The sequence below is a fragment of the Luteibacter sahnii genome, assembly GCF_034063545.1.
Taxonomy (GTDB): domain Bacteria; phylum Pseudomonadota; class Gammaproteobacteria; order Xanthomonadales; family Rhodanobacteraceae; genus Luteibacter; species Luteibacter sahnii.
The window spans coordinates 922,696-938,471 of record NZ_JAQLOK010000002.1; the positions used below are offsets into that span (position 1 = coordinate 922,696).

Annotated in this window: 11 protein-coding genes; 6 read left to right on the forward strand and 5 right to left on the reverse strand. The window is 67.5% G+C overall.

Annotated features, from left to right (window positions below; translation table 11 throughout):
• Nucleotides 1–55: 55 nt before the first annotated feature.
• Both PI246_RS09460 and PI246_RS09465 read right to left on the reverse strand, forming a co-directional pair.
• On the reverse strand, nucleotides 56–1,798 hold the full coding sequence (locus tag PI246_RS09460) for a glycoside hydrolase family 13 protein (protein ID WP_320551012.1): 1,743 nt from the start codon (nucleotides 1,796–1,798) through the stop codon (nucleotides 56–58).
• 55 nt (nucleotides 1,799–1,853) lie between these two features.
• Complete coding sequence (locus PI246_RS09465) at nucleotides 1,854–2,744, reverse strand: LysR family transcriptional regulator (RefSeq protein ID WP_320551013.1); 891 nt, start codon at nucleotides 2,742–2,744, stop codon at nucleotides 1,854–1,856.
• A 124-nt stretch (nucleotides 2,745–2,868) separates the two neighbouring features.
• Here PI246_RS09465 and PI246_RS09470 point away from each other — a divergent pair, with 124 nt between their 5' ends.
• From PI246_RS09470 to PI246_RS09480, 3 genes are read left to right on the forward strand one after another with little or no spacing between them, the layout of a single operon-like run.
• Nucleotides 2,869–4,275 carry a DNA-3-methyladenine glycosylase 2 gene (locus PI246_RS09470; RefSeq protein WP_320551014.1) on the forward strand — a complete coding sequence of 469 codons (1,407 nt, stop codon included), beginning with the start codon at nucleotides 2,869–2,871 and terminating at the stop codon, nucleotides 4,273–4,275.
• Nucleotides 4,276–4,326: 51 nt separating this feature from the next.
• On the forward strand, nucleotides 4,327–5,154 hold the full coding sequence (locus tag PI246_RS09475; RefSeq protein WP_320551015.1) for a hypothetical protein: 828 nt from the start codon (nucleotides 4,327–4,329) through the stop codon (nucleotides 5,152–5,154).
• Complete coding sequence (locus PI246_RS09480; RefSeq protein ID WP_320551016.1) at nucleotides 5,147–5,815, forward strand: MOSC domain-containing protein; 669 nt, start codon at nucleotides 5,147–5,149, stop codon at nucleotides 5,813–5,815. The genes PI246_RS09475 and PI246_RS09480 overlap by 8 nt, the downstream gene beginning before the upstream one ends.
• Before the next feature lie 55 nt (nucleotides 5,816–5,870).
• Here the strand turns inward: PI246_RS09480 and PI246_RS09485 are convergent, their stop codons facing one another.
• Nucleotides 5,871–7,553, reverse strand: coding sequence for an ATP-binding protein (locus tag PI246_RS09485; protein ID WP_320551017.1), 1,683 nt, complete (start codon nucleotides 7,551–7,553; stop codon nucleotides 5,871–5,873).
• Nucleotides 7,554–8,054: 501 nt separating this feature from the next.
• Between PI246_RS09485 and PI246_RS09490 the strand changes: the two genes are divergently transcribed.
• Complete coding sequence (locus PI246_RS09490) at nucleotides 8,055–10,445, forward strand: S53 family peptidase (RefSeq protein ID WP_320551018.1); 2,391 nt, start codon at nucleotides 8,055–8,057, stop codon at nucleotides 10,443–10,445.
• Nucleotides 10,446–10,500: 55 nt separating this feature from the next.
• On the opposite strand, the gene PI246_RS09495 is transcribed toward PI246_RS09490, so the two are convergent.
• Nucleotides 10,501–11,355 (reverse strand): energy transducer TonB, encoded by an 855-nt coding sequence (locus PI246_RS09495; RefSeq protein WP_320551019.1) that lies wholly within the window; start codon nucleotides 11,353–11,355, stop codon nucleotides 10,501–10,503.
• A gap of 181 nt (nucleotides 11,356–11,536) precedes the next feature.
• On the opposite strand from PI246_RS09495, the gene PI246_RS09500 reads away from it, so the two are divergent.
• Nucleotides 11,537–11,830: a hypothetical protein gene (locus PI246_RS09500; protein ID WP_320551020.1), complete on the forward strand. Its 294-nt coding sequence runs from the start codon at nucleotides 11,537–11,539 to the stop codon at nucleotides 11,828–11,830.
• A gap of 21 nt (nucleotides 11,831–11,851) precedes the next feature.
• Here the strand turns inward: PI246_RS09500 and PI246_RS09505 are convergent, their stop codons facing one another.
• A complete protein-coding gene (locus PI246_RS09505) occupies nucleotides 11,852–13,921 on the reverse strand; it encodes a hybrid sensor histidine kinase/response regulator (protein WP_320551021.1) in 2,070 nt (689 codons plus the stop codon).
• A 629-nt stretch (nucleotides 13,922–14,550) separates the two neighbouring features.
• Between PI246_RS09505 and PI246_RS09510 the strand changes: the two genes are divergently transcribed.
• Nucleotides 14,551–15,135, forward strand: coding sequence for a fasciclin domain-containing protein (locus tag PI246_RS09510; protein WP_407069796.1), 585 nt, complete (start codon nucleotides 14,551–14,553; stop codon nucleotides 15,133–15,135).
• Nucleotides 15,136–15,776 lie beyond the last annotated feature (641 nt).

A 15,776-nucleotide genomic window follows, 5' to 3' on the forward strand; every position in this document is an offset into this window, starting at 1 on the left:
CCCGTGCCCCCTGAAAGAGCCGGCCCCAGCGGGGCCGGCTCTTTCTTTTTTTGAGTCAGCGCTGGAACGAGACCAGCCACACCGAATACGGCGGCAGCGTCGTGCCATCCAGGGTGGTCGCTCGCGCCAGCGATGCATCGCTCGCCGCGAGCGTATGGATATCGTGACCCGTCTGTCCCGAGGCCAGCGGGCGTGGCTCGCCGCTGAAGTTCATCGCCACGAGTACCGGCGTCTCGCCCTCGCGCACGTAGGTCAGCACGTCCGGGTTGGACGTGTCGACGAACGTCATCGCACCGTCGCGCAGGGCAGCGTTGTCGCGACGAAGCGCGAGCAGCTTGCGATACCACTGTAGCAACGACGACGGATCGGCCAGTTCACTGGCGACGTTCACCGTGCGGTAGTTCGCCGCTACAGGGAGCCACGTGTCGGGGTTACTGGAGAAGCCCGCCTGCGGTCCTGCGTTCCACTGCATCGGGGTGCGCTCGCCGTCGCGCCCTTTCTCTTTCGGCCAGCCCGTGATGCCGACCGGGTCGCGCACGTCTTCCTTGCGCGTCGGCGTGCTGGTGGTCATGCCGATGGGGGCGCCGTAGTACGTCATCGCCACGCCACGGTTCGTGAGCAGCAGGGCCGCGACGATGCGGGCGCGTGCCACGTCATGCGTACCATCCCCGAAGCGGTCGATCGACCGCGGGTTGTCGTGGTTGTCGAACACCAGGAGCGTGCGCTCGCCCTTGAGCTGCGTCTGCGCGCCCTGGAGGTGCTGGCGGAACCACCGGGCATCGAAGCGTGCGCCCCAGCCGAAGCCGGGAAGCAAATCCATGGGCAACTGCAGTTCGTCGTTGTGACGGCCGTACCATGGCACGAGGTTCGCGGTGGTGGGCTCGTAGGTTTCGCCGACCAGCACGCGGTCGCCGGGATACGTATCCACCATCGCGCGCAGGCGACGCATCACGTCGTGCACCTCAGGCAGCTTGTCGCTGTAGCGATAGTCGAGGTTCGGGTCGCCGAAGGGATTGGTACCGCCGCGCTCGGGATCGTTGCGCAGCTGGGGGTCTTCGAACAGGGTGGAGATCGCATCGAGGCGAAAACCGTCCACGCCGCGATCGAGCCAGAAGCGCATGGCGTCGAACATCGCCTTCTCGACGGCCGGATTACGCCAGTTCAGATCGGGCTGCTGCGCATAGAAGCGGTGGTAGTAGAACTGCTTGCGCGCCGGCACCCAGGTCCATGCCGACCCGCCGAACATCGACTGCCAGTTGTTCGGCGGCACCTTGCCGTCGTGTACGTTGCGCTTCTGCAACGGCGTGACCCCCGGCGACGCGGCGTCGAGGCCATCGTTCCAGACATACCAGTCGGCCTTGGGGTTGTCCCGCGACGCGGCGGAGGCCATGAACCACGGATGTTTGTCGGAGGTGTGGTTGAGCACCATGTCGAGCAGCACGTGGATGTGCCGGCGGTGGGCCTGGGCGATCAACCGGTCCATGTCGGCCAGCGTGCCGTAGCGCGGGTCCACCGACCGGTAATCGGCGATGTCGTAGCCGAAATCGACCTGCGGTGACGGATACATCGGCGTAAGCCAGATCGTGTCCACCCCGAGGCGGCTCACGTCGTCCAGATGCGCCGTGATGCCGTCGAGGTCGCCCGTGCCATCGCCGTTGCTGTCGGCGTAGCTGCGCGGGTAGATCTCGAGGATGGACGCATGCTTCCACCAGGGATCCCGGACGACGGTTGCGGCGAACGACAGGCCGCACGTGGCAAGCAGGGCAAGGCCTGCCAGGAAACGACAACGAGGATGCATCGGCGGGATCCGTGGAAAATACGATCCCCGATGAAATCCCGGGTGGGCGGCCAGGTCAAGCCGCGCGCGCGGGCACCGTGAAGGTGCCATCGGGGAACTGTGCGCCGATGAAGTCGACGAACGCCCGCACTTTCGGGCGCTGCAGGCGCCGCGAGGTATGCAGCACCCAAAGCTCCGTCGGCTCGCCGACCACGCCCCAGACCGCGACATCACCGGTCTGCACCAGCGGGGCGGCGATCGACTGCGGCAGCAGCGCGACGCCCGCGCCGGCCGCGACGGCGTCGCGGATCATCAGCAGCGACGAGGCGTAGAGCACCGGCAGCGGCTGCACGCACGTCCCACCCTCGCGCGCCGACCAGACGTCGCCGTCGCGATAGGTCGGCATCACCACCGCCGGCATCGGCGTGGGCGCCGGGCCCGCTGGCGCCGGACGGGGTAGTCCCGGCGGCGCGACGAGGAGGAGCCGGTCGCGGGCGAAGCAGCGACCGACGAGATCGCTGTCGGTGCGCGGATTGATCCGGATCGCGACATCGACGTGTTCGTCGACCAGGTCGACCACCCGGTCTTCCGTCACCGTCTCGACCTGCACCTGGGGATACGTCGCCACGAAGCGTGCCGCGATATGCCCGAGCGCGAGCTGGGAAAACAGTTGCGGCGCCGAGACACGCAGCCGCCCGCGCGGGGTGGACACGCCGTCGCGCGCTGCCGCGACCGCCTCGGCGACCTCGCGCATCGGCCCCTCCGCGCGCTGCAACAGCAGGCGCCCGGCCTCGGTCAGCGCCAACCGATGCGATCCGCGCTCGATCAGGCGCACGCCCATGGCATCTTCCAGTTCCGCCACGCGACGCGAGAGCGTGGCCTTGGAACGACCGCTGGCGCGGCTGGCCTTGCCGAACCCGCCCTGCGTGGCCACCAGTTGGAAATCGTCGAGGGCGTTGAGGTCCATGGTGTCTCGCGAGGGATACGAACGTCGTGGATTCTATGTCGCGGGCCACGGGAGCGTCATCGCGACGGCGGCGCGACACCCTGACGCGCTACTCTCCCTGATCGATGACGCCGACGAACCGCGCATGATCTTCCCGCCCCTCGCCGACTGTGATCGGCGCGCCGCCCGCCGCGGCGCGCTCGATGGCGTGTTCCTGCTCGGCACCGTCGAGCCTTACGCCTACCACCTGCCCTCCTGCCCGCTCACGACCGGCCGCAGAGCCGGGCTCATGGCCTTCGCCTCCGAGGCACAGGCGCGGGCCGCCGGCCTGCGCCCCTGCCAGCGCTGCAAGCCGCACCGACGGCATGCGGCGCAGGGCGACGGGCTCGACGTCTTCCAGGCCTTGAGCGAGCGGCTCGACAGGGCACCGGCAACGGTGGCCGACGCCACGCATCTGGCCACGTGGGCGGGCCTGTGCGAACCGGCGCTCGCGGTGATCCTCGCCGACCACGCCCATGCCACGGCGGATGCCTGGCTGACGCACAAGCGCGTGGCATTCGCGGCCGATCGCTTGCTGGGGCAGGCGGCGACGGTGGCGGATGCCTGCGAAGCGGCCGGCTTCCCGAGCGCCCGGGCGTTCGACCGCGCCTTCGTGGTGGCGATGGGCATGACGCCCGACGCCTATCGACGCCTGGGCGAAGCGCCCCGTTTCACGCTGCGCCTGCCCGCCGACTACCGGAAGGCGGCCGTACTCGCCTACCAGGGGCGCGACGCCGAGGGCCTCGCCGAGCGAACGGATGCGGCCACCGTGTGGAAAGCCCTGGGGACGCCGGACGGTCCGGCCGTCGTCGCTATCCGGTTCGAACGGCGCGCCGCGCATGTCGAGGTAACCTCGGACCACGCGCTCGGCACGGCGAGCTTCGCGCTGCTGCATCGCGACGTGCGGCGCATCCTCGGGCTCGGCCACGACATCCGCCCCTTCGAAGCAGCACACCCGACGCTGGTGGCGCCGCGCCGGGGCCTGCGCATCCCGCTGATTCCGCGCGCATTCGATGCCCTGTGCTGGGCGATCATCGGGCAGCAGATCAACCTGAGCTTCGCGGGCAGCCTGCGCCGTGAACTGATCCGCCTCGCCGGCGAGCGGGTCGGCGACATGATCGTGCACCCCACCCCCGACGCCGTGGCGCGCATCGACCCGGACGAGCTCCTGCGACGTCGGTTTTCCCGTGCCAAGACGCGCTACCTCATCGACACCGCCAGGGCCATCATCGCGGGCGATCTCGATATCGAGGGCCTGGCGGACGGCTCGGCCGTGGAGGCGGAACGACGCCTGACCGCGCTCAACGGCATCGGCACATGGACCGCGCGCTACGTAATGATGCGCATCGGCTTCGCCGACGCCGCGCCCGTCGGCGACTCCGGCCTCGCCACGGCGCTTGAACGCCTGCACGGACTCGACATGCGTCCCGACGCCGTTGCCACGGCGCGTCTCATGGCGGCGTACGCCCCGTGGCGCAGCCTCGCGAGCATGCACCTGTGGGCGTCCTTGTGAGCGCGCCCCGCACATCCTCCCATCCCACGACACCCCGCAAGGCACACGACCATGCCGATGTCACTTCTGGACCGCTTCCGCCCATCGTCTCCCGCCCTTCTCGTCGTCGTGGTCGACGGCGAGCCCCTCTGCACCATCACCGCCGATGAGCTGCCGGTGGAGAAGACGCCTTCGATGCGTGTGTCGCAGCGGTCCGTCGTGGCGTTCGTCGACAGCGACGGCACGGCCCACCGTCACGCGTTGCCGCCGGTCGAGGGATGGGCGCATTTCTCGATCCGCGTGCATGCCAGCAGGGCCTGCCAGGCCGACGTCGTGATCGGCGACTCGGCGACGTTCGACCCCGATGCCGTCCTCCAGGACAGGGCCACGGGCGTACGCTTCCAGCCGTTCTTCCTGCCGGGCGCGCCGACCACGAACGCGGCGTTTGCCGGGCAAGGGCTCTTCGCGCGCGGGCTGCATTTCAGCGGCAACGTCACGCCAGGCGTCATCCGGCTCTCGTGCGAATGCGACGCCTGCCACCGGAGCTTCCTGATTCGTTCGTACCACGCCGGTTTCAGCAACGCAGGCTACTTCTACTCGGCGTCGGGCCGCTTCACCCTCGTCGTGGGCACGCACGTACCAGGCAGTCCCGCGCCCTTATCCGCGCCGGATCAAGCGGCCCTCGCCACGCTGGAGCGATCGCTGCCCGCGGCACCCGACGGCACACGTTATGCCTACATGAACCCGTTCCGCTGCCCGCATTGCGCCGCGCCGTACATCGACTTCGCCGCCCATCCGGGACTGCGCGAGAAGGAGTATTACGGCAATTACTTCGACGACGTGGAACTTCAGCGCGTCGAACCACCCGAGCCCCCCGCGACGAGGCAGGACAATGACTGACCTCTATCACATCGGCCATGTGCTGGCCGGGCCGGTGGCGCCACTGGGCGACGGCGGCGCCGTCAGTGGCATGCACAAGCGACCGGTACACGGCATCGTGCGCATCACGCACGTGGGCATCGACATCGACGCGCAGGCCGACCTCACGGTGCATGGCGGTCCGGAGAAGGCCATCCACCACTATCCGTTCGACCACTACGCGACATGGCGCCACGAGCTACCGCCACGCGCCCTGCTCGACCAGCCCGGTGCGTTCGGCGAAAACCTCTCTACCCTCGGCCTCACCGAAACGGACGTCGCCATCGGCGACGTGTTCCGCATCGGCACCGCCGTGCTCCAGGTCAGCCAGGGTAGGCAACCGTGCTGGAAGCTCAACGTGCGCTTCGACACCAAGGACATGGCCCTGCGCGTCCAGCAGTCCGGCCGCTCGGGCTGGTATTACCGTGTGCTGGAGGAAGGCGAGGTCGCGCCCGGCGCCTGCCTCGAACGGATCGAGCGCGTCACCCCCGCGTGGAGCGTTCGGCGCATCTGGCAGACCCTCTACGTCGACCGCTTTGATCCGGATGCCCTCGCCGCCCTCGCGGCGCTGCCCACGGTGGCGGAAAACGTGCGCCGCCAGGCGCGGCGGCGGCTGGCGTCCCGTGGAGCCGGTGAGAGCTAGGACCCACGATACGGCGAGCCGCCAATTCCCGGCGACCGGGTCGACTCCCGGGCCGCTAGTCGTGCCGGATGGGGTGAGCTAGCGCGTCGGCAAGCTGCCGGAGCGAATAGGGTTTTCTTAGCAGCACGAAGCCGTGCCCCGCATCTTTCGCCAGCAACTCGCTGTAGCCGCTGGCCAGCACGATGGGGAGAGCCGGATAGCGGGCCCGGATGGTCTTGGCCATTTCCAGGCCGCTGATGCCGGGCATCACCACGTCGGAGAACACCCGTTCGAAACGATCCGGGTCCCGTTCCAGTTCCGCGAGGGCCGCCTGCGCATGGTGGGTAAGCACCACACCGTAGCCCAGCGTGGTGAGCGCACCCACCGCGAACTCGGCGACGTCGGCGTTATCCTCTACCAGCAGCACCGTACGCCCCTCGCCATGCGGCCACGTCGCGTCGACCGCCGCCGACGGATCCGCCCTCGCGTGATCGGTGAGCGGAAGATAGAGGGTAAACGTGGTGCCGACGCCCGGCTCGCTGGTGACGTCCACCTCGCCCTCGGACTGCTTCACGAAACCGAACACCTGGCTGAGCCCCAGGCCCGTCCCGGCGCCCACGGCCTTGGTGGTGAAGAACGGCTCGAAGATGCGATCGATCACGTCGGGCGCCATGCCCACGCCTGAATCGCTGAAACGGATCGCGACGAAATCGCCCTTCAGCGGCGCCGCGAAGCGCACCGAGGGTATCGTCGAGACCTTCTCCAGCCGGATCGTCACATGGCCTGAGCCGCCGATCGCATCGCGGGCATTGACGGCGATGTTGATCAGCGCCGTGTCCAGTTGGTTGCGGTCCAGCAAAACGGGCAACGCCTCCTCGGGCAGGTCCACCGTCACCGAAATGCGGGCGCCCAGCACCGTCGTGACGATCTCCGACAGGGCACGGACGCTGTCGCAGACGTCGAACACCTCGGGCAACAGGCTCTGGCGTCGGGAAAACGCGAGCAGGTGGGCCGTCAGCTTCGCCGCGCGCTCCGACGCCGCGCCGATCGCGCGGATGTAACGCAGGCGCGGGTCGTCCACGGCCGAGGTGTGCAGCAGCATGTCGACCGAGCCGGCGATCACCTGCAGCAGGTTGTTGAAATCGTGTGCCACGCCACCGGTGAGCTGGCCCATGGCTTCGAGCTTCTGCGACTGGCGCAGTTGCTCGCGGGCACGCACCAGCTCCAGGTGGGCCTCCCTCGCCTCCTGCGTGATCGCGGCGACCTGGCGATGGTGCATGTCGCGTTCGGCCACCCGCTCGGTCTGCTCGCTGACGACGCACAACACCCCGGCCACCTCGCCGCTGACCAGGCGCAACGGCGAGTAGGAGAACGTCCAGAACGTCTCGCGCATCGCCCCGTCGCGGTTCATCATGAGCGGCAGGTTGTGGAAGCTCCGCGCGGTCCCGGCCAGCGCATCCTGGATCGCCGCCTCCACGTCGGCCCAGACGTCATGCCAGACCACGTCGAGGCGGCTTCCCATCGCGCCGTGCAACTTGCCGCCCAGCAGGGGCAGGTAGGCGTCGTTAAAGAAGAATCGCAATTCCTCACGCCCCCACGCGACCCATAGCGACTCGGGCGAATCGAAAATCATCGAAAGCACGGTGCGCAGCTCCAGGGGTGCGGCATCCGCCGCCTCCGACTGGGCCCAGTCGCAGTCCTGCAACAGCCGGTAGGCCAGCTGGTCGGGGGCTGAGACGTGGAGAGGAAACGGATGCATGGAACGCTCTGGCGCGGGTAGCGGCAAAGGGTAGCCGAAGGGATGTGTGCGCGGCCTTCACACTCCCTGCACGGCCGGGGGCACACCGGACGACTCACCCGGGCGGGATTTTCGACATAGGCCGTCAACGGTACCTATCGTTTGATTTTGTGCGCCGTCGCAATATCGTGCTTCACGCCGCCGCACCCCCGCGCGTTTTGCGCAAGAAAACGCCGATAACGATAAGTCGCCGTTATCTGGACACCTCCTTCGAAAGATCTCGCGTGGCGGACGGATCGCGTCGCTCGCGCGGGTCACGCGTAACGAAAGGGTCGCGAAAGCTTCCGGTGAAAATGTCGTCGGGCCGGCTGAAGGGGTGATCTTCACGATCAATAGGGGGACGTCCAGACGTCCAGATGGCTGGTGTTCGAGAAAAGCCGATTCACGATCGCTATCGATCGTTCCGTGTGCGTGTCGCGTCGACACGAGCCGGGGCGCTTACTCTTCACCATGGGGAACCACATGAATCTCGGAAACGCCGTTGGTAGGTCGCCGCTCGTCCTGGCGATCGCGCTGGGTCTTACCTGTCCGTCGCTCGTTCTCGCCACCGACGCCCCCGCCGCCGCACCCTCGGTGCAACTGGCCGGCATCGATACGCACGAAGCGCCGCGGGTCACCGCGTTCGTCGACTTCGCGAAGAAGTCCGTCGTCGAAGGCACGCATCTGGACATGGCGAGCGCCGCCAGCCAGGCCACGCCGCTGAACGACTCGGTGAAGCTGGCCCACCTCCAGCTGGTGCTCAAGCCGAGCGCGCAGCGCCAGGCCGCCCTGGAGACGCTGAGCGCCCAGCAGCACGACCCCTCGTCGCCCAACTTCCACAAGTGGCTGACCCCGGCCCAGTTCGGCACCGCGTTTGGCGTGGCGGACGCCGACATCGCGGCGGTGACGAGCTGGATGCGTGCCCAGGGCCTCACGGTGAACGCCGTGTATCCAAACAAGACGCAGATCGACTTCACCGGCACCGTGGCGCAGATTCGTGCCGCCTTCGGCACGAACGAAGTGGCGTACACCATCGGCGGCAAGGTGCATCGGTCCAATGACAGCAACATCAGCGTGCCCACCGCCCTCAAGCCGGTGATCGCGGGCGTGATGGGCCTGAACGACAACAAGCCCATGCCACAGCACATCGCGCCGCGCCTGGCCAGCTTCAACGCGCAGAGTGGCATGTTCCAGCTGGCGGCGAACGCGGCGAAGGCACCGGCGACGTCCGCCAGCGGCGTGCACACCGATGCCGTGCAGTTCCCGACCGCCGCACGCGGCCTCGTGCCGGGCGACATCTCGGCGATGTACGGCATCGACAAGCTGCGCGCCGCCGGCTTCACCGGCAAGGGCGTGACCATCGCCGTGGTCGACGTCGCCAATATGGTGGACGCCGACTATGCCAACTTCATGCAGACGTTCCACCTGGACAAATACAACGGCTCGTTCACCCAGATCAATCCGGCACCGCCGTCGGGCCCGACCAACTGCCTCGATCCGAACACCGTCGACAACCAGCAATACGACTTCGACGAAACCCTGCTCGACGTGGAATGGTCCGCCGCCGTGGCACCGGCCGCGCATATCGTGGCGGCGATCTGTTCCGACGCCGACGCCAAGGGTAACGCCACCACCACCAACTTCTTCGGTGGTGCGTTCATTGCCTCGGCCAACCTGGTGAACGCCAGCGCCAGCCGCCCGGACATCATCAGCGTCAGCTACGGCTACGGTGAAGACGCGATCGACCTGGCCAGCAAGCAGGCCATCGACGCGATGTGGGCCCAGGCCGACGCCGAAGGGATCTCGGTGTTCGTGTCCTCCGGCGACTCCGGCTCCAACCCGGACTTCAACGGCGGCCTCAACTCGCCGACCTCCTACCAGGGCGCCCGCCCGAGCGCGGTAAGCGCCAACGCATTCGGTACCTCGTCGCACGTCACCGTGGTGGGCGGCAACGACACCGCCGACGTGCTCGACAACACCACGAGCAAGTACTTCCGCAAGATGACCGACCCGACCCTGGGCACCGCCCTGGGTTACGTGCCGGAAATCCCCTGGAACCAGTCGTGCGGCAACGAGGTGGCGGCGAAGTCGATGGGCTTCAACTCCACGGTGAAGTTCTGCCAGCAGCAGTTCAAGTTCGATCCCAACGGCGTCTACGCGACGTCCGAAGCCGGCTCGGGCGGGCCCTCGGGCGTCGTGCGCAAGCCGTCGTGGCAGAAGCTGGTGTACAACGCGCAGAAGGATCAGTCGCGTGACGTGCCCGACGTGTCGCTGTTTGCCGGTGCCTACGGCGCGCACACCTGGGTGGTGGTGTGCACCGCGGCCTATCCGTGCACGTCGAACTTCTCCGGCCCGGTAAGCCTCTCCGGCGGCACGTCGCTGGCCGCACCGATGTTCGCCGGCATCCAGGCGCTGGTCGACCAGAAGCTGGCCGGCGCCGGACGCAGCCAGATGCAGGGCAACGCGGCGCCGACGCTCTACGCGCTGGCGGCCAAGGAATACGGTTCGCCCACGAGCGGCCCGACCGACGCGCTGAAGGCCTGCAACGCCGACAACGGCAACGACGGCACGCAGTCATGCGTGTTCCACAACGTCACGCGCGGATCGATCGCGACCAACTGCGCGCAGGGCCTGGGCGATGACGACCCGATCCTGAGCAACTGCTACTTCGTGGCGGACCTTCCGCAGTACAACACGGGCCTGGGGTATTTCCCGATCCAGATCGGCCTGACGAGCATGGATGCGAACCCGCAGTCGTATTCGAGCAAGACCGAAGCGTTCGCGGCCCGCCCGGGCTGGAGCTTCGCGTCCGGCCTGGGTTCGGTGAACGCCACCAACCTGGCCAACGCCTGGCTGTCCTACGCGAAGAAGTAAGCGGTACGCCGTGTGGCCCCGGGCGACCGGGGCCACACGCGCGCAGAGAACGGGATCAGCCGTTTTCGATCGGCGTGGTGAGGGTCAAACCGCTGTTGACCAGATAGAGCCCGTCGTCGGGAAGCGCATCGGCCGTGCTGCCGTCGTCTTTCAACCACGTTACGGGTTCCTTCGGGCCTGGCACATAGGCCTGCCACGTGCCGTAGGCATCGTCCGGACGAGCACCGCGGCTGAGCTGGTAGGAGACGGGCACGCGCGCGACGTAGGTGGGGTCGTTCGCGTGGACTCCCTGGGTGGGCGGGTGGAAGGTCCACGACCGGGCCGCATGCAGCGCGGGCATCGCGAGCACCTTGCGCCAGACCTTCATGTCGTTGTCCGACGCGGCCACGCCCAGGTTCACCTGTTCGACCGCGGCATCCTGCACCTTGCCGTCGTGCCCCACGCGAAGCACGAGGTAGACCGTGCCGAACACGCCCGCCGAGGCGGCGTTCATGGGATACGCCGGGGGTGAGCGCTCGGCGTAGGTCAGCCGCTCGGTATCGCCGTTGTCTTCGCCAAAGCTGGCGCCGGCGATCCGGGCCACGTAGGCGTCGCTCTCCGGCGATTCCCGTTTGGCGACGATGCGCAGGCTCATGTGCGCCCTTGCGGCCACCGCCTGGCCGTCGCGTTCCACCGGACGGAATCGCCACCGGGGCGCGGAGCGTCCGATCAACGTAGCGATGCCCTCGGGAATCTTTTCCTGCTTGTCCAGGGTGTATCCGGTGACGTGCCCATCCGGCGCCACGGCGATGTCGCCGGTAATCACCATGCTCGCCTCGGCCCGCTTGCGCGCGGCACCCGGCCCCGCGGCCATCGCCAGGCCCGCCATCGCCAGCGCGACCGAACCCCACACCCACTGCCTGCCCTTCATCCGTGTGACTCCCTGGAGTATCCGCATGGGTCAATCGGCACCGCCGACCCCATGGCGCGTGAGTATGCAGGGTTTCGGGGTCGTCCCTGTCACGTACGCGGTTACGGCAACGATGCGTGGTTTCGGCATGCGTGCTGGGCCGTAGTCATCCATTTCGCGTGCTCAAACGTACTCAGGCCCGATGCGTACCCAAACCCATCGCCGCTGGAATCTCGCCCGGCTGCTGTCGGACATGGAATTGGCCGGTCATGAGACCGCCCAATCGCAGGCCGACCTCCTGGGGAGGATCGTCACGCCCCGCAAGCTGGTCAGGATGATGTTCCAGGCCCCGATCTCGACGGACATGGCCCGCGCCCTCGAACATGCGTTCCGCAAGCCGCGTGGCTGGATGGATCAACGGCACGCCACCGACGATCCCCTTGACGCCACCACGCCGGAACGGCCCGCCGACATGGGCAGCCAAAGCACCGGATGACCGGGCCCGCCGACGAGCGCCTCAGGCGTGGGCGAGTGACGTATCGGCGTGGCCAAGCATGTCGCGCACCGCTTCGCGGAATACGTCGATGGCGAACGGCTTGGTCAGCACGGCCACACCCCACGGCAGGGGATCGTTGGTCATGAGCGCGGTCTCCTCGTAACCGGTGATGAAGATCACCTTCAGGTCGGGACGGGTGAGGCGCGCCGCGTCCGCCATCTGCCGGCCACTCATGCCACCCGGCAGGCCGACGTCGCTGACGAGGAGGTCGATCGAGGCGTCCGATTGCAGGATGCGCAACCCGTGGGCGCTGTCGGCGGCTTCCATCACGGTGAAGCCGGCGTCCTCAAGCAGCGAGGTGACCAGCAAGCGCACCGTGACCTCGTCTTCCACCACGAGGACCGTACGACCTTTGCCAAGGGCGGGCATGACGACCGCCTTCGGCGTCGCCGAGGCCACCACGGCCGGCGCGTGGTGGCGCGGGAGCACGATGCTGACGCGCGTCCCGACGCCTTGCGTGGAGTCGATACGCACCTGCCCACCCGACTGCTGGGCGAAGCCATAGATCATCGACAGGCCGAGCCCGGTGCCGCGGCCCAGCGGCTTGGTGGTGAAGAACGGATCGAACGCGCGTGCGACCACGTCAGGCGGCATGCCCGCACCGGTGTCGGCCACGCTCAAGCAGACGTAGTCGCCATCGGGCACGCCGTGACGTCGCGCGTCCGCCCCCGCGAGCACGGCGCAAGCGATCTCGATCAGGATGCGCCCGCCGTCGGGCATGGCATCCCTGGCGTTGATGCAGAGGTTCAGCAGCGAGTTCTCCAGTTGCGGCTGATCGACGAGCACCGTCCACGGCTCGGGACTGCGAACGTGCTCCACCCGGATGCCGGGCCCGACCGTGCGGCCGATGAGATCGAGCATGCCGTCGGTGAGCACGTCGACGTCGGTCGACGTCGGCGCGAGCGACTGCTGCCGAGAGAACGCCAACAGTCGGTGCGTCAACGCGGCGGCGCGGCGGACGGCACCCATGCCCGCGGCGAGAAACGGCTCGACCTCGGCGACGCGCCCTTGCTCCAGCCGCAGGCCGACCATCTCCAGCGTGCCGGAGATACCGCCGAGCAGGTTGTTGAAGTCGTGGGCGAGGCCGCCGGTGAGCTGACCCACCGCCTCCATCTTCTGCGCCTGCCGCAGCGATTCGAGTTGCTGGCGCTCCACCGTGATGTCACGGCCGGTGGCATAGATGTGGCCGTCCTCGAACGCGCCCACCCAGGCGATGGTGCGGTACGAACCATCCCGGTGGCGCAGCCGGAACTCGGCGGGCACGGACACCGGGGCCGACGTGATCCGCTCTCGCAGCTGCGCGGCGTCCGCGAGATCGTCCGGGTGGATCACGCTCGCCAGGCTACGGCCGATGAGGTCTTTGCGCTCCACCCCGAGCAGCGTGGTCCACAGTGGGTTGACGTTGCGGATGGTGCCGTCGGGGAGCGCGATGAGCATGAGCTCCTGCCCAAGCGCCCACATGCGGTCGCGCTCGTTGGTCCGGCTCTCCACCTCGGCCTTCAGTTCATTGTTAGCCTCGTGCAGCCGTCGCTGTGATGCCAGCAATGCTTCCTCGTTGATGACTTCCTGCGTGACGTCCAGTGCGTGGTTCAGTAGACCGACGATGACGCCGTCCTCGTCGCGGATGGGACTGACGCTGTAATCCCAGTAGGTCGTGACCATCGCACCGTCACGCTCCATCGGCAGGAAGAACCGCTTGGCGAACACGGGCACGCCGATTTCCATCACCGGCACGAAGGTGGGGGCCAGGCGATCCCAGATGTCGGACCAGACGACGCGAAGCGGTTCGCCCAGCGACATGGGCTCGCGATGCCCCAGCGCGGGGGCGTAAGCGTCGTTGTAGATGAGCCGCATCTCCGGCCCCCAGAGCAGCGTGCCGAGCAGCGAGGTGTTCAGCACCATCGACACCATGGTCCGCAGCGCGGGCGGCCAGCCTTCCGGCGGCCCGAGGGGGTGGGCGCTCCAGTCATGGGCACGCATCTTCGCCCCCATCACGCCACCGCCGGTAAGGAATGTCAGGTCGGGATTCATGGGGCTCCGGGGGGCGGCCGGCGGTCCGGCGCTGGCGGTATGGTCCCACACCTGGGATGCAAGGGCACGTCGCGTCGGAGGCCCTCAAGGGTCCGATGGCATGACTGGTCGCTGGCCAGCCGGAGCCATCGACCTCGTCGCCCTCGCCTGACGGAGCAGCGAAAGAAAATCATCGAAGGTGACGTACGACTGGAGCACGATCGGGGGCTGGTGGGGCATGTCCTGGGCCAGGAGGCCTCTGCCGCGGAACGATCCGGGCAATTGCAGGCATGCGAACAAAGCGCGCTCGACGCATGCGATGGACCGGCAACGTTGCTGGATGCGAGTTACGCGCCCGCATCTTTCAACGTCAAGAAGAACGCACCCGATTCAGAGCTATCGAGCGTTCGCGCACGCTATCAATGCCTTTCACGCTGAACGCGCCGCAGCATCCGCACTGACGCTCGGCACCGAGCATGACGCGGCGCAACAAGCCAACGCCGTTTCGCGTCGGTCACGGCGCTCGACGATCAAGGCCCTCAAGACCCCTCTTGGGAATGTGAAGCGCACTTCACAATTTCGCGTGCATCCATTCGCCTCCGTCGTTCGTATCACTTGTAGCCCAACCACGGGCCGACAGAGGACTCACCATGAAGATGCACTCCATGAAACGCGCGTCGCTCTTTGCCTTGACCCTGGCCATGGGCCTGGCCGTATCCGCGCCGGGCTTCGCCCAGGACACGGCGGGCACGGAACAGACGGTGATGGTCGGCGGCGCCGCCATGTACCCCAGCAAGAACATCGTGCAGAACGCTGTGAACTCCAAGGACCACACCACGCTGGTCGCGGCGGTGAAGGCGGCTGGCCTGGTCGACACACTCTCCGGCCCCGGCCCCTTCACGGTGTTCGCGCCGACCAACGAAGCGTTTGCCGCGCTGCCGAAGGGCACGGTGGAAAACCTGGTAAAGCCGCAGAACAAGGCGACGCTCACCAAGATCCTCACCTATCACGTCGTTCCCGGTCGTTACACGGGCAAGGACCTGATGGCCCTCGTATCGAAGGGCGGCGGCAAGGCCTCGCTCACGACGGTCGAAGGCGAACCGCTGACGGTCATGCAGTCGGGCGATGCGCTGACGGTTACCGATGCGAAGGGCGGCGTCGCCCACGTAACGATCGGCGACGTGATGCAGTCCAACGGTGTCATCCATGTCGTGGACAAGGTGTTGATGCCTTAAGTCCCCGTCCGGCGTGACGGCCACTCGCCGTCGCGCCGGAACGTGGCGAATCACGGCGTCGGATGAATCGATGCGACGCGTCGCCGCGCGCGAGGCGTCGTCTGGCGTTTAACGTTCAGACGACGCCAGTCTCTTCCTTTGCCTCGGCTTCTTCTACGTTGGCGACGGGCGGCGGGAAGTGATACCAGGCTTCATGGGGCGAGGATTGCTGGCACGACAGACAGGCCGTCATCGACCAGAAATGGCCGCATCCCGGGCAGCATCCGGCTGTCCAGAACGTATTCCAGACCGTGCGACATCCCGAACCGGGCTCGCCAGGTGCGCAGACCCAGCGGCTGTCGGCTTTCGGCTCCCAGCGACACAGCGGACAATGGATGTGGGCTTCGCGATTCATTGGCAGACCCTGTTGCCCTAGGGCGCTAAGCGGGGCACCGCGCATTGCTTGCGCATGGCATGACCTTGCGGCCGGCGAAGTATTCATTGATCGACGTCGACATGTCCACCGTCCGTTGACCACCCATGAACCGCGACGGTTTTTTTAACCGGGACGCCGATTCACCCAAGCACCGGGTGCGCCGTGCATTCAATCAGGGTCGGCGTTGAGGCGCCGAGCGTCGATGGTGTCGCGCCGAAAGCCAAGC